General features: G+C 67.5%; 15 protein-coding genes. 6 read left to right on the top strand and 9 right to left on the bottom strand.

What is annotated here, in order from left to right; all coding sequences use genetic code 11:
* Nucleotides 1–133 precede the first annotated feature (133 nt).
* From ppc to J2805_RS09420, 3 genes are all read right to left on the bottom strand, one after another.
* On the bottom strand, nucleotides 134–2,974 hold the full coding sequence (gene ppc / locus J2805_RS09430; RefSeq protein ID WP_309975470.1) for a phosphoenolpyruvate carboxylase: 2,841 nt from the start codon (nucleotides 2,972–2,974) through the stop codon (nucleotides 134–136).
* A 115-nt stretch (nucleotides 2,975–3,089) separates the two neighbouring features.
* Nucleotides 3,090–3,458, bottom strand: a complete 369-nt coding sequence (locus tag J2805_RS09425) for a hypothetical protein (protein WP_309975468.1) — start codon at nucleotides 3,456–3,458, stop codon at nucleotides 3,090–3,092.
* Nucleotides 3,459–3,474: 16 nt separating this feature from the next.
* Nucleotides 3,475–4,155 (bottom strand): NADPH-dependent F420 reductase, encoded by a 681-nt coding sequence (locus tag J2805_RS09420; RefSeq protein ID WP_309975467.1) that lies wholly within the window; start codon nucleotides 4,153–4,155, stop codon nucleotides 3,475–3,477.
* A 194-nt stretch (nucleotides 4,156–4,349) separates the two neighbouring features.
* On the opposite strand from J2805_RS09420, the gene J2805_RS09415 reads away from it, so the two are divergent.
* Complete coding sequence (locus J2805_RS09415; RefSeq protein WP_309975465.1) at nucleotides 4,350–5,174, top strand: DUF1684 domain-containing protein; 825 nt, start codon at nucleotides 4,350–4,352, stop codon at nucleotides 5,172–5,174.
* Between the two features lie 84 nt (nucleotides 5,175–5,258).
* Here the strand turns inward: J2805_RS09415 and J2805_RS09410 are convergent, their stop codons facing one another.
* Nucleotides 5,259–6,488 (bottom strand): acyl-CoA dehydrogenase family protein, encoded by a 1,230-nt coding sequence (locus J2805_RS09410; protein ID WP_309975463.1) that lies wholly within the window; start codon nucleotides 6,486–6,488, stop codon nucleotides 5,259–5,261.
* The gene (locus J2805_RS09405; protein WP_309975461.1) at nucleotides 6,488–7,348 is read right to left on the bottom strand and encodes an SDR family NAD(P)-dependent oxidoreductase; all 861 of its coding nucleotides are present in this window, start codon (nucleotides 7,346–7,348) and stop codon (nucleotides 6,488–6,490) included. Before J2805_RS09405 ends, J2805_RS09410 begins: the two co-directional genes overlap by 1 nt.
* A gap of 128 nt (nucleotides 7,349–7,476) precedes the next feature.
* Here J2805_RS09405 and J2805_RS09400 point away from each other — a divergent pair, with 128 nt between their 5' ends.
* The 4 genes from J2805_RS09400 to J2805_RS09385 all read left to right on the top strand — a co-directional run bounded on the left by J2805_RS09400 (nucleotide 7,477) and on the right by J2805_RS09385 (nucleotide 12,720).
* Nucleotides 7,477–8,673 carry a glycoside hydrolase family 76 protein gene (locus J2805_RS09400; protein ID WP_309975459.1) on the top strand — a complete coding sequence of 399 codons (1,197 nt, stop codon included), beginning with the start codon at nucleotides 7,477–7,479 and terminating at the stop codon, nucleotides 8,671–8,673.
* Between the two features lie 164 nt (nucleotides 8,674–8,837).
* On the top strand, nucleotides 8,838–9,902 hold the full coding sequence (locus J2805_RS09395; protein WP_309975457.1) for an iron ABC transporter substrate-binding protein: 1,065 nt from the start codon (nucleotides 8,838–8,840) through the stop codon (nucleotides 9,900–9,902).
* 29 nt (nucleotides 9,903–9,931) lie between these two features.
* The gene (locus J2805_RS09390) at nucleotides 9,932–11,533 is read left to right on the top strand and encodes an ABC transporter permease (RefSeq protein WP_396134278.1); all 1,602 of its coding nucleotides are present in this window, start codon (nucleotides 9,932–9,934) and stop codon (nucleotides 11,531–11,533) included.
* Between the two features lie 50 nt (nucleotides 11,534–11,583).
* Nucleotides 11,584–12,720, top strand: a complete 1,137-nt coding sequence (locus tag J2805_RS09385; RefSeq protein ID WP_396134287.1) for an ABC transporter ATP-binding protein — start codon at nucleotides 11,584–11,586, stop codon at nucleotides 12,718–12,720.
* 18 nt (nucleotides 12,721–12,738) lie between these two features.
* Here the strand turns inward: J2805_RS09385 and J2805_RS09380 are convergent, their stop codons facing one another.
* Complete coding sequence (locus J2805_RS09380) at nucleotides 12,739–13,335, bottom strand: YdeI/OmpD-associated family protein (RefSeq protein WP_309975707.1); 597 nt, start codon at nucleotides 13,333–13,335, stop codon at nucleotides 12,739–12,741.
* Between the two features lie 95 nt (nucleotides 13,336–13,430).
* On the opposite strand from J2805_RS09380, the gene J2805_RS09375 reads away from it, so the two are divergent.
* The gene (locus J2805_RS09375) at nucleotides 13,431–14,147 is read left to right on the top strand and encodes a VOC family protein (RefSeq protein ID WP_309975453.1); all 717 of its coding nucleotides are present in this window, start codon (nucleotides 13,431–13,433) and stop codon (nucleotides 14,145–14,147) included.
* Between the two features lie 40 nt (nucleotides 14,148–14,187).
* Here the strand turns inward: J2805_RS09375 and J2805_RS09370 are convergent, their stop codons facing one another.
* Genes J2805_RS09370 through J2805_RS09360 form a run of 3 tightly spaced genes read right to left on the bottom strand, consistent with a single transcriptional unit; the run spans nucleotide 14,188 to nucleotide 18,658 of the window.
* The gene (locus J2805_RS09370) at nucleotides 14,188–15,450 is read right to left on the bottom strand and encodes a M20 family metallo-hydrolase (protein ID WP_309975451.1); all 1,263 of its coding nucleotides are present in this window, start codon (nucleotides 15,448–15,450) and stop codon (nucleotides 14,188–14,190) included.
* Nucleotides 15,451–15,459: 9 nt separating this feature from the next.
* Nucleotides 15,460–17,223 (bottom strand): amidohydrolase, encoded by a 1,764-nt coding sequence (locus J2805_RS09365; RefSeq protein ID WP_309975449.1) that lies wholly within the window; start codon nucleotides 17,221–17,223, stop codon nucleotides 15,460–15,462.
* A 28-nt stretch (nucleotides 17,224–17,251) separates the two neighbouring features.
* Nucleotides 17,252–18,658, bottom strand: coding sequence for a gamma-aminobutyraldehyde dehydrogenase (locus J2805_RS09360; protein ID WP_309975447.1), 1,407 nt, complete (start codon nucleotides 18,656–18,658; stop codon nucleotides 17,252–17,254).
* Nucleotides 18,659–18,662 lie beyond the last annotated feature (4 nt).

The raw sequence follows: 18,662 nt of genomic DNA, 5'->3' as shown, positions 1-18,662 counted from the left end.
GAGAGAGCGTTTGAGGAAAGACCGCAGGAGGTGAGAGAGCGTTCGAAGAAAGACCGCAGGAAGTGAGAGAGCGTCGGTGGTCGGAGGGGGCCCGGGGCCGCCATCCGGCTAGCGGGGTATCCAGGCGTGCGGGCTATCCGGTGTTGCGGAGGCCGGCGGCTACGCCGTTGACCGTGATGAGCATGGCCCGCTGGAGGCGCTCGCTGATCTCCGAGTTGGAAACGCCTTCGCCCTCGGCGCGGATGCGGCGCATGAGTTCCACCTGCAGGTAGCTGATGGGGTCCAGGTACTGGTCACGGATCTCCAGGGACCGCTTCAGCGTGGGCTGCGCATCGAGGAGCACGTGCTCGCCGGTGAGGTTCTGGATCTCAGCGACGGTGAGGTCGTATTCGTCCCGAATGGCCCGGAACAGGTGGTGCAGCTCCTCGGGAACAAGGGTGGAGACGTAATAGCCGGCAATGTCCATATCCGTCTTGGCCAGCGTCATTTCCACGTTGGACACCACGGAGCGGAAGAAGTGCCAGCGGTCCATCATTTCCACGAGCTGAGCCGTGTTGCCGGCTTCCCGCGCAGCCTTCAGGCCCGAGCCAACGCCGAACCAGCCCGGCACGATCTGCCGCGACTGGGTCCAGCCGAAGACCCAGGGGATGGCGCGCAGGCCGCCGAGCCCTGCGCCGGAGTCCGGGCGCTTGGATGGACGCGAGCCGATGTTGAGGGATCCAAGCTGTTCTACCGGTGTGGACGCCAGGAAGTAGGCCGGCAGGTCCGGATCATCGATCAGCGAGCGATAGCGGGCGAAGGCGGCGTCGGAGATGGTCTCCATGACGTGGCCGTAGCGCTCGCGCTCGTCCTCGGATGTGCGCGGGGTGCGGTGCAGGGCCGAACCCTGCATCACGGCCGCCAGCGAAAGCTCGAGGTTTTCGCGTGCCAGCTCCGGCAGCGAATACTTGTCCGAGATGACTTCGCCCTGTTCGGTGAACTTGATTTCACCTTCGAGGACGCCGTTGGGCTGGGCCATGATGGCATCGTAGGTGGGTCCGCCGCCGCGGCCCACGGATCCGCCGCGGCCGTGGAAGAGGCGTACGCGGACCCCGTGCTTGGCCGCGATGTCCCGCAGCTTCCGCTGAGTCTTGTGGATTTCCCACTGGCTGGTCATCACGCCGGACTCCTTGTTGGAGTCCGAGTAGCCGAGCATGATTTCCTGGACGTCACCGCGCAGCCGGACCAGCTCCCGGTAGGACGGATCGGACAGCAGTTGGTCCACGATCTCGGCGGATGCCCGCAGCTCCTCCACCGTTTCCAGTAGCGGCGCGAAGCCGATCTTGGCATACGGCGCTTCGCCGAAGAGGCTGATGAGGCCAGCCTCGCGGGCCAGCACCGCGGCGGCCAGGACGTCGTCTGCACCGCGGGTCATCGAGATGATGTAGGTCTCGATGACGTCCGGGCCATAGGTCTTCAGGGCGCGGCGGATCTCACGGAAGACGTCGTACGTGCCGTCAGCGACGCCGTCGAGCTTGATCGGGTGGCCGGACAGCGGTCGGCGGGAGCCCAGCTCAGCGCCCAGCACTTCAAGGCGCTCAGCGCGGCTGAGTTCGGAATACTGCACGCCCGGGCCGCCGAGGCGGTCCATGAGCTGGCCGACGGCGTCGTGGTGGTGGTCGGCGTGTTCGCGGATGTCCAGGGTGGCGAGGTGCAGGCCGAAGGAGGCGATGGCACGGCGCACGCGGGCCAGGGCGCCGTCGGCTGCAAGCCCGGCATGGTGATTACGGAGGGATGTCTCCAGCAGGCCTAGCTCGGCGAGGAGCCCGGCCGTGGACGTGTAGTCGCGGCCCGGCTCGTGGGACGAACCCGCTCCCACGCGCTTGGCCGTGTTGAGGAGCTTGGCCTTGATGCAGGTGAGCTTGAGCCGGTAGGGCTCCTGGGCGTTGAGTTCCAGCACCCGGCGGTCCAGGCCCGGCAGGTTCTTGAGGTCCGCGTCGATCGAGTCCAGCAGTTCCTGGTCCGCCCCGGCCAGCGCCGTGGAGTTGGACAGGATGGAGATCAGTTCGTCGATCATCGCGATGCTGATGCGGACGGCGTGCTGGTTCTGGATCATCAGGATCTCGCGGGTGACGCCTGCGGTGACGTTCGGGTTGCCGTCGCGGTCACCGCCGATCCAGGAACCGAAGCGGATGGGGGCCTTCTGCGACGGCAGGGTGACGCCGTGTTCGCCCAGCAGCTCGGACAGGTCGGACAGCATTTCGGGCATGGCATCGGTGAGGATGCTGTTGAGGTAGTAGATGGCGTTGCGGGCCTCGTCCACCGGGGTGGGGCGGACCTGGCGGAGCTCGTCGGTCTGCCACATCTGGTCGATAACCTCGGCGAGCTGGCGGTCCTGGCGACGGCGCGCCGAGGTACCTTCCTCGGTGGAAACCGCCAGCACATCAGACAGCCGGCGGATCTTGTCCAGCACCGAGCGGCGCGAGGCCTCCGTGGGGTGGGCCGTGAAAATGGGGCGGACGTCCAGCTCGTTGACCACCTGCTGCAGCACGGCGGGTCCGGCCTGGCCGGAAATCTCCTCAACTGCCTTGGCCAGCCAGCCGTCCTTTTCCTGCCGGGTGCGGAGCCCGCGGACCCGGTGGACCTGCTCGGCGGCGTTGGCCAGGTGGAAGTAGAACGCGAAGGCACGGACCAGGTCGGTGGCCTGATCAATGGGCAGGGAGCCGAGCAGTTCGCGGACCTGGGCAACGACGTCGTGCGAGCTCCAGGGGCCCGTGGCATGCGCGCCGCCGCGGGCGGCTTCCTTGGATTCCTTGGTCAGCAGGCGGACCTGCTCCACGAGGTCCAGGAGCTCGGGGCCGTGCTGGCGGACCAGCGATTCGCCCAGCAGGGTGGAAACACGCCGGACATCAGCCCGGAGTTCGGACGCAAGGTCGGTGCTGGCGAGGTCTCCGCCTGCGAGATGGGTGCCTGGATTTACTGCAGTGTCAGCCATGGAAACTATCTTTCGAGGGTTCGGACTTGGCTCGTACACTGCGCTGGATACTGTGAGCCGGGTTACTTGTTCCTATGGGATATTACCCGCCCCTATTGCGGCGGGGGAATCCGTCTCAGATAGTGTCCGTGCCCTTGACGTCCGCCGCGGCCCCTGTTTCGGTAGGCGCCGCGGGCGGAATTCCGGGCCCTGCGGCTGTTCGGCGGGCCTTCCGGATGGTGATCTTTCCGGTGTACGCCTCGTTATGGTCGGGACCTTTGCCGGACTGGGTGGACTCGTGCCGCCGCTGCTTCAGCTCTTCCCGGGCAGCGGCCGCCTCCTCGCGGGTGGGGGCGCCGGTGGCGGGGTCGATCATGCTCAGCGCACTCCCGAGGGTTCCCGTGGCGCCGCGCGTGTTGACGCCGCGCTTCAGCACGGACATCCCCGCCAGGGTGAACCCGGCAATGACAGCAATGCAGGCCATCACGGTGAGGACTGCGTCCATGTCCGTCCCGCCCCGCTCAACGGACGATCTTGAAATTGAAGTCCGGCGTGCCCAGTGCGCTCCATAGCCGGATCCAGACCGGCAGCATCATTTCCGGTCCCCGGGCCGTGGTGATGTCGCCGAGGTCAATGATGTCCTGATGGCCGAGGCTCCGCAGCAGGGACGTCACGGCGTTTTTGGCGTCGGGGTCATTGCCCGAGACGAACACGGAATGCTCTCCCCCGGCCAGACGGCCGGGATTGACCATCAGCCCCGCATTCATGGTGTTGAGCGTCTTGACCACCTTGGCCTCCGGAAAAGCCCGCTGGATCTCCTCGCCGAGGCTGTCCGTATTGACCGGGTTCAGGGACGGAGGGAAGCCCTGCGACGGGTCGAGCGGATTGGCGATGTCCATCAGGATCTTGCCTGACAGGTTTCGCGTGCCGGCCGCCGCGAGCGCATCGAGGGAACCTACGCCGTTGGTCGCGTTGACCACCAGTTCGGCTGCCGCGGCGGCTTCGGCGTAGGCTGCGAGTGCGACGTCGACGTGCTGGGTGCGCCACCGGGCGAACGGCGGAGTTCCCATGGCGTCAGGCTCCTGCCGGGCAAGTGTGGCCTGGGGGTCCCGGGTCCCGATCACCACTTCATGCCCCAGTTTTGCCAGGGCCGCCGCAACCGTTCGGCCGGCAAATCCGGTGCCAAGGACAGCAATTTTCATGGCGGTCACATCCGTAGTCCGTGGTAGACAAACCTGTCTCGCGCGTTCGCCTGGAACGTGCTTTGACGCTACCAGTTGGGCTAAAGGGCGGCAATGGACCCCGGAGTGCGCGGAGCCCATCCGGAACCGGGCGGAATGCTGCGGGACCCGGCGCGGTTGTACCGTGGGCCGTAAGCCATTGCCCTGGAGGACCCATGAACACTGCCCCTGATGCCCAGCTGGACCGCTGGAACCGCTTCCGCGCCAACCGCAACAAGGCACTGGCCGGCGATCACGGCTGGCTGACGCTGACGTCGTTTCAGTGGCTGGAAAGCCAGCCCTCCGCCGTCGACCTCGTTCCGGGGCTCTGGTCAACGGACGGCACGACGGCGTTCCTCACCGCCGGGGTGGCGGACGGGCTGACGCTGGTGGACACCGGCGAAGCCGTGGACGGCACCATCTCGGCCGCGCTGGCGAACGAGGAGTCGCTGATGTGGGTGCGGTTCGGCGGCGAGGACGGCAAGCGAGTGGTGGTGGAACTGGCCATGCGGGCCGACAAGTACGCCATCCGCACCCGGGATTCGCAGTCGCCGGTGTTCACGGAGTTCGACGGCGTGCCCACCTTTGAGTACCGGCCCGACCTGGTGGTAGAGGCCAGTTTCCGGCCCTACCCGGAGCCGGTGGACGTTCCCATCGGCACCGCGAACCCGCTGGTGGACGGCGTGCACCGCTCCGTCGGCGAGCTCGTGTTCCGGCTGCCGGGCAAGGAGCATGAGTTCCACCTGCAGGCCGAGGAGGAGAAACTCGGTGCGCTGACGGTGACGTTCCACGACGAGACCAATGGTGACTCAACGGATGAATGGCGCAAAGTGTCCACGGCCCGGCCGCGGCATGACGGGTCAGTAATCCTGGACTTCAACCGCGCCATCAACTACCCGAGCGCCTTCACGCCCTACGGGACCTGCCCGATGCCAGTGAAGAACAACAGCCTGGACTACCGGATCGAGGCCGGCGAGAAGGACCCGATGATCGCCGACTGAGCGCGACCACCTCGAGCGCGAACGGACACTTAAGCCCCTCAGGGCCTCAAGTGTCCGTTCGCGCTGATCACTTAGGCGACCGCGCTAGACGATCGCGGATACCCCGGTGACGGCACGGCCGACGATCAGGGTGTTGATCTCGAACGAGCCTTCGTAGGTGTAGATGGCCTCGGCGTCGGCGAAGATCTTCGCCATCCGGTAATCCGTGACGATCCCGTTGCCGCCCAGCATGGACCGTCCCATGGCCACCGTCTCGCGCATCCGGGCACTCGTGTACGACTTCGCCAGCGCCACCTGCGCCATGCCGGCCGCCCCTTCCTGCTGCAGCTGGGCGATCCGCACCATCATGCCCATGCTCGCCACAGCGTTGCCGAGCATGGTGACCAGCTGCTGCTGGATGAGCTGGAATTTGGCCAGCGGGCGTCCGAACTGCTGGCGCTCGACGGCGTGCTGCCGGGCAACGTCGAACGCCGCCAGCTGCTGGCCCACCGCCTGCCAGGCCACCATGATCCGGGACCCGCGGAGCAGTTCGTTGGTGTCCTCGAAGCTCCCGATGCCGGCGAAGCGGTCGGCCTCGGCCACGCGCACATCCCGGAAAACGATGTCCGCGTTCTGCACTGTGCGCAGGGCAATCTTGTGTTCGATCCGGCTCCGGCTGACACCGGGCAGGTTCGCGTCCACGATGAACCCCCTGATGGCGCCATCGGCTTCATCCCGGGCCCAGACGAGCATGTAGTCGCAGAACGTCCCGTTGCCGATCCAGCGTTTGGCGCCGTTGAGGACCCAGTAGTCGCCGCCGTCGTCGGGAGTTTCCGCTCCTCCCGAAACCCGGCGGGCCCGTGTCTCCATCCCGCCGGCCACATCCGAGCCGTGTTCGGGTTCAGTCAGGGCGAAGGCGCCCGTGGTGCGGAGGCTTGCGGCGTCGTCGAGCAGCCGGGCCTTCTGCTCCTCGGAGCCGAACCCGTACAGCGACTCCACAAACAGGTCATGATGCACCAGGAAAAACGTGGCAATTGATGTGTCCACGCGTGTCATCTCGGCGATCACCAGGCCCGCGAACAAGTGGCTGTATCCGCGCTGGGCGGGGGCGCTGAGTTCAAGGGCCGCGAGCCTCGGCAGGATGTGGGCGGGAAACTCGGCGTTGTTCCACCACTCGGTGGCGAACGGAGCGATTTCGGCAGCCAGGAATTCCCGCAGCTCCTCCAGCTTCCGCTGTTCCCGTTCGCTGAGCAGCGACTCGAACCCGAAGAAATCGGCCGTGGGCAATGAATCCACTGAACTCGGAGCCGGGGCCTGCTGACCCGGGGCGGGCATCACTTCGGGCCCATCCGGATGGCGCCATCGAGACGGATGGTCTCCCCATTGAGCATGGCGTTCTCCACAATATGGGCGGCGAGGCTGGCGTACTCCGCCGGCCGGCCAAGCCGGGAAGGATGCGGGACCTGGCGTCCCAGCGAATCCTGGGCTTCCTGCGGCAGCCCGGCCATCATGGGCGTTTCGAAGATTCCCGGAGCGATGGTAACCACACGGATCAGGGAGCGGGCCAGTTCGCGGGCGATCGGCAGGGTCATGGCCGCCACGGCCCCTTTGGACGCGGCGTAGGCAGGCTGGCCGATCTGGCCGTCGAACGCCGCGACGGAGGCGGTGTTGATAATGACGCCGCGCTCCGGACCCCCCAGTTCGGTCACGGCGGGCTCCGTGGCGGCCATTGCAGCAGCGGCGAGGCGGATCACGTTGAACGTGCCCACGAGGTTGATCTGGATGACGCGGTTGAAGGTGTCCAGCGGCAGCACGCCCTCGCGGCCCAGGACCTTTCCCGGGGTGGCGATACCGGCGCAGTTCACCACGATGCGCAGCGGCCCAAGGGCAACGGCGGCGTCGACGGCGGCCTGCACCTGGTCCTCGCTGGTTACGTCCGCGGGGACGAATACTGCCCGGTTCCCGCTGCCGCCGGACGCGGCAGGCGAGCCGGACCCTGCGTGCCCTGCAGACGCGGCAGACCCTGCGGACGCGCCGGTCCGCGCGTTCAGCTCGGCTGCATACGCCTCACCCCGGGACGACGGCAGGTCCACCAGAACCACCGAGGCACCGGCGTCGAACAGGCGCCCGGCCGTCGCGGCGCCCAGCCCGGAGGCTCCGCCCGTAATCAACGCGACAGTACCCTTGATGTCCATCCATCCTCCTTGATGTGGAACCGACCCCGGCGTAACGCTAGTTAATGAATGTTAACTGGAATGGGACCAAACCGCACGTTCGGACGGCGCCCGCGATCCCCGGCAGGGCACCCGGCTAGGCTGGCATCATGAGCTCACCAGAGGCCGCCGCATCCGCAGACTGGTCCGCCCGCGCCGACGAGGCCGCCCTGTCCGTGACCCGGATGTTCGGGCAGCGGCTGTTCTTCCTGCCGGGAACGCACATCGCGGCCATCGAACGGCCGTCCGGCCGGCTGAAGAACCTGGTCCGCCCGTGGCACTACTGGTGGCAGGCCCATTACGTGGACTGCCTGGTGGACGCCGGCCGCCGCGAGCTCACCCGGGGAGCCAGGTTCGACGGCGGCAGCCGCCCCAGCGCCGGGCATCTGGCGTCGCGGCTGGTCACGGGCATCCGGCTGCGCAATTTCCTCACCGTCGTCAACAACTACTACGACGACATGGCCTGGCTCGCCCTGTCCACGCTCCGCCTGGAAAAGCTTGCCGAGGCCACGCGCCACACTGCGGGCCGCCGCCATGCCCGGATCCGGAAAAGCCTGACTCTGCAGTTCGACTCGGCCTCCACGGATGATCTGGGCGGCGGCACCTTCTGGAGCACGAAGCGGGACTTCAAGAACACGCCGGCTACGGCACCGGTGGCGCTCTACTATGCCCGGACCGGGAACACGGCCAAGGCCCAGTCGCTGGTGGACTGGCTCCATGCCAAGCTGTTCGACCCCGCGCACGGCATGTACCAGGACGGGCTGCGGATCGGCAGCAACGGCGAGGTGGTGCTGGAAGCCGCCATCTATACCTACAACCAGGGCCCGGTCCTTGGCGCACTCCTGGAGCTCGGCGGCCAGGCGAACCTTGACCGGGCCGCCGGGCTGGTGGACGCCGTGGCCCGCCACCTCACGCGCCCCGCCGCCGTGGCACCGGGCCGGACCGCCGCGGTGCTCCGCTGCGACGGAACGGGCGACGGCGGCCTGTTCACCGGAATCCTGGCCCGGTACCTCGCGCTGGCCGCAGCGGACAGGCGGCTGCCCGAGAGGACGCGGGCAACGGCGGCAGCCCTGGTCATCGAAACGGCGCAGGCGCTCTGGGAGGGCCGCCGCGCCGTGGATCCGGCCGAAGCACTGGCCCGCCACGGCGCGCAGTGGGTGTTTTCGGTGTTCCCCGAAACGCCGGCGGGCCAGGCGTATCCGACGGGTGCCGCCATCGAACTTTCCACCCAGCTGCAGGCCTGGATGGTGCTGGAGGCCGCCGCCGCGGTCAAAGGTTCCGCTACCAAAGGGCTCCGCACGAATTAGGGAACGTAAAAGTTACGTAATTCATGTGATACTCGTCACTTAATTCCAAATCATCTTGGCTTCTTAGGTATGCCTAACCTACAGTTTTGGCAAGCGAGCTTCCCCCGAATCCCCCTCGCCGCGGACCCCGGTCCACAAGGTTTCACCTCAGAAAGAGGCCCCTAATGAAGATCCGCATCAACGCGCTGGCCGGTATCGCACTCGCCGCTACCGCAGCCCTCGGCCTGGCCGCCTGTGGCTCCGGAAACACCACCCCCGCTGCAACCGGCTCCGCTTCGGCCACCGCCGACGCCAAACCGTCCGGCGAGATCACGGTTTACAACGCTCAGCACGAGAGCCTCACCAAGGAATGGATTGACGCTTTCACCGCAGAGACCGGCGTCAAGGTAACCCTGCGTCAGGGTTCGGATACCGAGATGTCCAACCAGATCATCCAGGAAGGCGCAGCCTCCCCCGCCGACGTGTTCCTCACGGAAAACTCACCCGCAATGGCGCAGGTAGAGAACGCCGGACTGTTCGCGGACGTGGACAAGGCCACCATCGATCAGGTGCCCGCCGAGTTCCGCCCCTCCACCGGCAAGTGGACCGGCATTGCCGCCCGCTCCACCGTCCTGGTTTACGACAAGGCCAAGCTGAGCGAAGACCAGCTGCCGAAGTCCATGCTGGACCTGGCCAAGCCGGAGTGGAAGGGCAAGTGGGCCGCCTCACCGTCAGGCGCCGACTTCCAGGCGATCGTCTCCGCACTGCTTGAGCTCAAGGGCGAAGCGGCCGCCGAGGAATGGCTCAAGGGCATGAAGGAGAACTTCACCGCCTACAAGGGCAACAGCACGGCCATGAAGGCCGTCAACGCCGGCGAAGTGGACGCCGCCCTGATCTACCACTATTACTACTACGGCGATCAGGCCAAGACCGGCGAGAACTCCAAGAACGTCACGCCGTACTACTTCAAGAACCAGGACCCGGGCGCGTTCGTGTCCGTCTCCGGCGGCGGCGTGCTGAACTCCTCCAAGAACGCCGGGGCTGCCCAGGCCTTCCTGAAGTTCGTCACCGGCAAGAAGGGCCAGGAAGTCCTGCAGAAGGGCACTTCCTTCGAGTACGCCATTGCGTCCGACGTTCCGGCCAACGAGAAGCTGGTTCCGCTGACGGAACTGCAGGCGCCCACGGTTGACCCCGCCAAGCTCAATTCCGAGAAGGTCACCGAACTGATGACCAAGGCGGGACTCCTCTAACCCGGTGCCAAATGGACACACTGTGCTGAATGGAAACTGTGCCAATTGACCTAGCGGCACCGGAATCTTCCGGAAGCACGACGACGGCGGGCAGGGGCAAGCACCCCCGCCCGCCTTTCGGCGTTTCCGCGGTGTCAGTCATTGCCGTCCTCATCGCCCTGTTCTCCCTGATCCCGCTGGGATACGTCATGGTGATGACGGCCGTCACGGGGTGGGAAACCGCGGTCGGGCTCATCTTCCGCGAGCGTGTCGGGGAGCTCCTCCTCAACACGCTGCTGCTGATGGCGTTCAGCGTCCCGCTCTGCGTGGTCCTCGGCGTGGGCGGGGCCTGGCTGGTGGAACGGACCACGCTCCGCGGGCACAAGTGGTGGGCCGTCCTGCTGGCCGCCCCGCTGGCCATCCCGGCGTTCGTGAACAGCTACGCCTGGGTCTCCGCCGTACCGTCCATGGGCGGGCTCTGGTCCGGCGTCCTGATCGCCACGCTGTCCTATTTCCCGCTGGTGTACATCCCGGCCGCGGCCACGCTTGGCCGCCTGGACCCGGCAATCGAGCAGTCCGCCGCCTCCCTGGGGCTGGGCGCGTGGCGCACCTTCTTCCGGGTGGTGCTCCCGCAGCTGCGCATCGCCATGACCGGCGGTGCACTCCTGGTCGCCCTGCACCTGCTGGCCGAATACGGCGCTTTTGCCATGATCCGCTTCGACACGTTCACCACCGCGATCATGGTGCAGTACCAGTCCACGTTCAATGGCGCGGCCGGGAACATGCTGGCCAGCGTGCTCGTATTCTTCTGCCTGATCCTGCTTGTGGCGGAGGTGCGCAGCCGCGGCACGGCCCGGTATGCCCGGGTTGGATCGGGCGCCCAAGGCAGGGCGCTGCGGCTGCCCCTGCATGCGTACCAGGTCCCGGCCCAGCTCTTCCTCGCCGGTCTCACCGCCTTGGCCTTCGGACTTCCGCTGACGTTTGTGCTCCGCTGGATATTCGCGGGTGGAGCCGACATCTGGGCCACAGACGAGTTCCTGCCTGCGCTGCTGCAGACCCTGGGCTACGGCCTGGCGGGCGCCCTGGCCACCACTGTGGTGGCGTTTCCCATGGCCTACCTGGCCGTACGGCACCCCAGCTGGTTCAGCAAGGCGCTGGAACTGTCCAACTACGTCACCAGCTCCATGCCGGGCATCGTGGTGGGGCTGGCCTTCGTCACCGTCAGCATCCGGGTGGCGCCGGAGTTCTATCAGACAACCGCACTGCTTATCGCGGCCTACGTGCTGCTGTTCCTGCCCCGCGCCCTGGTGAACATCCGCGCCGGGCTGGCCCAGGCGCCCAAGGAACTCGATGAAGCTGCGCAGGCACTGGGCAAACCGCCACTCGTGTCCTTCGTCCGGGTAACACTGCGGCTCACCGCACCGGCGGCAGCCGGCGGAGCGGCACTCGTGTTCCTGGCCATCGTTAACGAACTGACGGCCACCCTGCTGCTCTCCCCCAACGGCACGCGCACGCTGGCCACTGAGTTCTGGAGCAAAAGCAGCGAAATCGACTACGCCGGGGCGGCCCCGTATGCACTGCTGATGATCCTGATCTCCGCCCCCATGACCTACCTTCTCTTCCAGCAGTCCAAGAAAGTGGCCGGACAGTGACCGATTCCCAGACCTCCAGCGATGCCCCGTCAAGGCTTCCGGTACCGCGGATCGCCCCGTCCGTTGTGCCCAGCACCAACAGCCATCTCGAGATTGAGGCCGTCACCAAGAACTTCGGTACGCAGGAAGTCCTCAGGGGCGTCACGCTGTCCGTGGCGAAGGGCGGGACCACCGCGATCGTGGGACCCTCCGGTTCGGGCAAAACCACCCTGCTGCGCCTGATCGCCGGTTTCGAGCATCCCGGTGCCGGCAGCATTTCACTTAGCGGGGCCACGGTGGCCGGCGACGGCTCCTGGGTGCCTGCGCACCAACGCCACGTTGGCTACGTAGCCCAGGACGGCGCCCTGTTCCCGCACCTCACCGTCGGCCAGAACGTCTCCTTCGGCCTCAGCGCCAGCCGCCTCGCCGGCGGGCGGCGCGAGGTAGCGGCTCGCGTCGGCGAGCTCCTGGAGATGGTGTCGCTGGATCCGTCCATGGCCAAGCGCCGGCCGCACCAGCTCTCCGGCGGGCAGCAGCAGCGTGTGGCCTTGGCCCGCGCCCTGGCCCGCGAGCCGGAACTGATGCTGCTCGACGAGCCGTTCTCCGCCCTTGATGCCGGCCTGCGCGTGGCAACCCGCCGCGCAGTGGCCAGGGTCCTCAGCGAGGCCGGAGTGACCACCATCCTGGTCACGCACGACCAGGCCGAGGCGCTCTCCTTCGCGGACCAGGTGGCCGTGATGCGCGGCGGCAGGCTGGCCCAGATCGGCAACCCCTTTGTGGTCTACACCCGCCCGGCAGACCGCGCCACGGCGGAATTCCTGGGCGACGCCGTCATCCTTGATGCCTGGATGGAGGGCTCGCTGGCCACGTGTTCGCTGGGCGGGATTCCGGTGCGCAGGCCTCCGGCGCAGGGCCGTGTGCAGCTCATGCTGCGGCCCGAGCAGATCCGGATCGCCGAGGACGGCCCCATCCGCGGCGTGGTGGTGGACACGGACTATTTCGGCCCCGAAACCACCGTGCGCCTCAAACTCGCCGTTCCGCCCGAGCTGACAGCCGGCGCAGTCCCGGACCACCGGTTCCCCGGCGGCGGCGAAGTGATCACCATCCGGCACTGGAATGCGTCCATCGCGCGGCCGGGCATGGAGCTGTGCCTGCGCGTGGTGGGCGAGGCCGTGGCGTTCCCGGTGGACGGGAACGGGCAGGCCTAGGCCCTCGGGTCCGCGGCTCTAGTCCGCGGGGCGCTTTTTCTGCGGGTACGGGGCTTCGCCGCGTGCCAGCATCTCCACAAATCCTTTGATCTTCCGCTCCCGCGTCGCGGCCTGTTTGACCGAATTCGTGCGGTAGATCAGCGCGAAGCGGTTCGTGGAGGTCAGCACGTCGAACATGGCCTGGGCGCGCGGCTCGGCAGCAATGGCGGCGGCCAGATCGGCCGGAACTTCCGCGGATGCCGGTCCGTGGTACGCGGCTTCCCAGCGGCCGTCGGCTTTGGCGGCATCGACGGCGGCGCGCCCGGCGGCGGTCATCCGCCCCGCCGCTTCGAGCTCCCCTACGCGTCCCACGTTCTTCACCGACCAGGCACTTTTCGGTCCCCGGCGGGTCATCCGCTGGAAGGAACTCTCGTCGTTGCGCTTCCTCGCCTGGCCATCGATCCAGCCGAAGCACAGCGCCTCCTGCACTGCCGCTTCGTAGTCCAGTTCAGTGGTGTTGCCGCCCTTCTTGTGCAGCACCAGCCACACTCCAGGGCTGCTGGCATGGTGCTGTTCCAGCCAGGTCCGCCATTCGGCGGCATCCTGCACCAGAAGTTCCTCGAGTTCAATGGCCATGGCACCATTCTGCTCCACGGGACTCCTTATTCAAGGCGTGGCATCATGGCCATGTCACCAACAATTCTTCGTCAGACGTCACCCCGGGAGATCCAATGCTGCGTGTCCGCCCCATCCATTTCACTTCGCGCCTGGACCAGTGGGAGCGGCTCCTCACCGATCTGGGAATGATCCGGACCGTCGATGACGGACCCTGGAAGGAGTACGACGCCGGGTCCGGCCGGCTTGCGCTGCACGCCGCCGAGTCCGGCGCCGCCGAGGACGGGACGACGGCGTTCGGCGTCGAAGTGGGCGACCTCGCCGAGTTCGCCCGGCGCACCAACGAGGCAGGGGCGGAAGACGGGACCTCGCCGGCCGAGCTGACCACGGCGGACCACGGCGACACCTGCCGGATCACGGGCGGGGACGGTTTCAGTTTTTTCGCGGACAAGGCTGCCCAAAACGACCAGAGCGCGGACGGCGACCCGGCGCTCGCCGTCGTCGAAGTCTGGTTCACCCCGGATGCTGCCGCCGCCGCGCAGACCCTGCGCAACATGGGCGCCCGGCTCCGGCCGGTCCCGGATGACGACGAAACCGCGGATTTCACTGCGAAGAACGGCGGTGTGCTGATGGTGCGCCCCGGAGACGGGAATGCCCGGTCCGGTTTGGGCTTTGAGTACACGGGCGACCTGTCCGCCCTGCGGGACCGGCTGGCCGCCGCGGGCCACCAGGTCAGCATGACGGAAGAGGCGTTCGGGCGGACCCTGCACGTGGCCAACCCCGACGCAGCGGGCGCGGACGCCCCGGCCCTCTGGGTTTCAGCCCGGCACTGAGGGGCCTGGCGGCGCGGCGCCAAGTCGGCCCCCCGCGGGCTCACTCCGCCAGGGCGCCGTCGCAGAGCCGGCCGACCACCTCGGTGAGCATGGTGAGGCCGGCCACGATGTCCTCGTCGGTGGTGTATTCGTGTTCGTTGTGCGAAATGCCGTCCACGCTGGGAACGAACAGCATGACGGTGGGCACGATGTCCTTCATGTTGGTGGAGTCGTGTCCGGCCAGGGTCATCACCGGTTTGTTTGCCAGGCCAAGGTCGGCTGCCACCTTCGCGGCCAGTTCCACGCCTTCGGGCTGGTAGGGCGTGACCGGCCAGGAGTGCGAATGATTGCGTTCCACAGTGACGTTGGCGAGCCGCTCGATCTCGGTGATCCGCTGGTGCAGCAGGGCGTCGGCTTCAGCCAGGACGGCTTCGTCGGCGCTGCGCAGGTCCAGCAGCAGGTTCACGCGGGAGGGCACCACCACCGGCGAGTTGGGGTAGACGGTCAGCTGCCCCACCGAGGTGTGCAGCACGCCCGGGAACCGGTCGGCCAGCTCACGGGCGGCCACCACCATCATGGAGGCACCCAGCAGGGCGTCCTTGCGGTCGGCGATCACAGTGGAGCCGGTGTGGGCCTGCTCGCCGTTGACCACGAATTCGTACTTATTGGCCGCCCAGTTGGAATGGACCAGGCCTATCGTGACGCCTTCCCGCTCCATGCTCCGGCCCTGCTCGATGTGGATTTCGGCGCAGTAGGCGGCGTCGGGTCCTTCGTAGTCCCCCCGGCAGCCGATGGCGTCCAGCGCATCGCGAACGGTGACGCCGGCGGCATCTGTCGTTGCAAGCGCCGCGTCCAGGTCCAGCTTCCCCGTGTACACCGAGGAACCCATCATGGAGGGCTTGAAGCGCGAGCCTTCCTCATTGAACCAGTTCACCACGGCGATGTTGAACCGGGGCTGGCCGTCCGGACCCGCGGCGTTCCACCGCTCCACCAGGCGGAAGGCCGCGTGGGCTGCGGCCAGCACACCGTAGGCGCCGTCGTACCGGCCGGCGGTGGGCTGCGAGTCCATATGTGAGCCCACCACCACGTAGGCTGCGCCCGGCACTGCTTCGAAGAGTCCCCACTGGTTGCCGGCGCGGTCGAATTTCACGGTGAAGCCCTTGGCCTCCAGCTGCCCGGTGAGCCACCGGCGCTGCTGGCCGTCCGGGATGGAGGCGGCCTGCCGCTCGACGCCGCCGTTTGGGGTGGCTCCGAATTCGCTCATCGTGTGGAAGTCGCGGACGAAGGCGGCGTCGCGGGCGCTGAGGGTGGTTGTTGTGGTCACGGTGCTCCCCTATGAACGGTTGGTGGCTGAGCTGATGAATGGTGTGCCGGAGGCCGGGCTGCCGGCTGCCTGCCCGACTGCCTGCCCGACGCGGACTGGGCTCCTGAAGGAGGCGTCCCTGTACGTGAACACGCCGCCAACGGCGGTGGCGAGGACTCGGAGGGCAGCAATGTCCGGTGCCGCCAGGGGCGAGCCGGACAGGACGGTGAAGTCCGCCAGCTTGCCCTGCGTCAGTGTTCCTTTGGCATGCGCAGTGCCGGTGGCAGCTGCCGCCCGTGCGGTATAGGCAGCCAGCGCCTGGCGGGGGCTCAGCCGCTCGTCCGGGTTGCCGAATACAGCGCCGGAAGAGGTACGCCGGTCCACGAAAGCCTGCATGCCGCGGAGGACGTTGCCGTCCGCCACGGGCCGGTCGGAGCTGCCGGCGAGGGTCACTCCGGCAGCAATAAACGTCGCGGCGCGGTAGGCCCAGCCCAGACGCTCCGGTCCCAGTGAGGCGGTCATGCCGTCCCCGCCGTCGGCAAAGAAGCTGGCCTGCGGGGTGACGGCGATACCGGCGTCCGCCAGCCGCTGCACCTGGTCAGGCCTGGTGATGGAGGCGTGCTCGATCCGGTTCGGCAGGGTTCGCGGCCCGTATCTGTCCGCGCAGTCAGTGATGATGTCGATGGCCAGGTCAACGGCGCGGTCGCCGATGGCGTGCGCGGCGATGGACCAGCCGGCCGCGTAGGCGGCCTCGATCCGGTTCCGCAGCGCCTCAGGATCGGCCTGGAAATACCCCGTGTTGCCCGTGTTGTCCGTGTGGCCATGGCTGCAGTACTCCTCGCTCACGGCCGCAGTTTCGCCGAGCAGCGAGCCGTCCAGAAACACCTTGGCCGGGCCGAGGGACAGGTAGTCATTCCCGAAGCCGCCGGCTATGCCCAAATCCAGGCCAACCGCGTCCGGATCACCATGTCCGTCCAGGGGGTGGAGCGCATCCAGGACGGGCATTAGCTGGGCCCGGGCGTGCAGGCGGCCGTTGGCTGCGGCTCGCTGGTATGCGGCCAGTTCAACGGGACTGTGGCCGATCCAGCCGCCGCCGATCCCGGCCTCCGTGAAACTGGTGATGCCTTCCGACGCGTAGTGCCGGGTTGCCCGGTCCAGCGCGGCTTCGATCGCATCGAGGGAGTACGGCAGGATCAGGTCCTGGATCAGCTGCTGCGCCGTCTCCTGAAGCAGCCCGGTGGGCCGGCCGCCGGCGTCGCGGACAATCACGCCGCCGTCGGGATCGGGGAACGACGCCGACTCGGCGCCTGCCAGCCGCAGTGCGGCGGTGTTGACCACGGCCAGGTGGCCGCTGTTGTGCCGGATGAACAGCGGCCGGTCACCGGTAATCCGGTCCAGCACCGAAACGTCCGGGAACTCGCCGCCGTGCTGGGTCTGGCTGAAGCCGGTGGCCATGAGCCAGCCGGCTTCCCGGCCCTGCACAGTGCCGGCGGATGTGCTGCCGACGGCCATGTCCGCCTCCAGCAGCGCATACAGCTGGTCGAGGCCGCGGGCGCCGGAGACGTCCACTTCGCCCAGGCCCAGCCCGAACCACGTGGTGTGGCAGTGGGCGTCGATGAACCCGGGCGTCACCGTGGCACCGTCAAGGTCCAGGACCTCGGCAGCGTCCAGTCCGTCCAGCTCGTCATCGAGGCCGACGATGCGGCCCTGCCAGATTCCCAGCAACGTGGCGTGGGGGCGGCGGTCATCCATGGTGATGATGTCCGCGTTGCGCAGCAGAAGATCGAGTTTCATGAGGTCCCTGGTGTTTGGAAGGGGCTGGCTAGCGGTGGGAGGTGGTGACGGACTTGATGCGGGTGTAGTCCTCGAGCCCGAAAACGGACAGGTCCTTGCCTGTTCCGGAGTGCTTGAACCCGCCGTGCGGGGCCTCGGCCGGGATCACCTGGTGGCAGTTGATCCAGACGGCGCCGAAGTCCAGTTCGTTGGAAACCCTCGTGACCACGCCGTGGTTGTTGGACCAGACGCTGGAGGCGAGGGCGTACTTGGTGCCGTTGGCCAGCTCCAGGGCTTCTTCCTCGGAGCGGAAGGGCTGCACTGTGACTACGGGACCGAAGATCTCGTCGCACACCACCTCGTCGCTCTGGAAAACGCCGTCGATCACGGTGGGTTCGAAGTGGAAGCCCGCGCCCGTCCGCTTGCCGCCGGCGAGGACCTTGGCGTTCGCCGGGAGCCTGGACATAAAGCCTTCCACCCGGTCCAGCTGGGCGGCGCTGTTCAGCGGCCCGAGGTCGGCCGCGTCGCCGCCCACGGTGAGGGCTGAGGCGGCAGCGGCGAGCGCCGCGCCGAATTCTGTGTGGATGGATTCGTCCACCAGGACCCGGGTCACGGCGGTGCAGTCCTGCCCGGCGTTGAAGAAGGCGCCCAGCGCGATCTCCTTGGCGGTCAGTTCTATATCGACGTCGGCAAAAACGATGGCCGGCGCCTTGCCGCCAAGTTCCAGGTGGACGTCCTTGAGAGTGGTCGAGGCCGCGGACATGACCTGGGCGCCGGCCCGGGTGGACCCGGTGATGGAGACCATTTCGGGAATCTCGTGGTCCACCATCGCGGCGCCGGTGCCGCGCCCGCCGCAGATGATGTTGACGACGCCGGCAGGATAGGCCTGCTGGGCCAGCTCGCCCAGGATCACGGTGGACCAGGGGGTGGTGTCGGCCGGCTTGAGGACCAGGGTGTTCCCGGCGGCCAGTGCCGGACCGATCTTCCAGATGGCCATCATGAACGGGTAGTTCCACGGGGTGATCTGGGCGACCACCCCGAGCGGCTCCCGGCGGACGGTCGAGGAGAACCCCGTGACGTATTCGGTCTGGGCCGTGCCGGAAACCACCCGGCAGGCGCCGGCGAAGAAACGCAGCTGGTCCGCTCCCCGCAGGATCTCGATCTCACGCGTAACAGCCTTCGGCTTTCCGGTGCAGGCCACTTCCGCCTCGAGCAGCCGGTCCACGTTCGCCTCAATGAGGTCGGCGAGCTTGAGCATCATTGCCTGGCGCTCGGCCGGGGTGGTCCGCTTGTAGCTTTTGAAGGCAGTGTGGGCGGCCTGGAAGGCGCGGTCAACCGCGGCGGCATCGCTGTCCGGGGCGGTGCCGAGCTGCTGGCCGGTGGCGGGGTCGAAGAACGGCAGGCTGGCCGGCGCGTCGACAGCCTGGCCGTTGATGATGTTGTTCAGCGTGATCATGGAA

This window comes from Arthrobacter oryzae, assembly GCF_031454875.1.
In the GTDB taxonomy this organism is placed as follows: Bacteria; Actinomycetota; Actinomycetes; order Actinomycetales; family Micrococcaceae; genus Arthrobacter; species Arthrobacter oryzae_D.
Note: the sequence above shows the minus strand (reverse complement) of the source record. Positions and strands in the feature narration are given on the sequence as shown.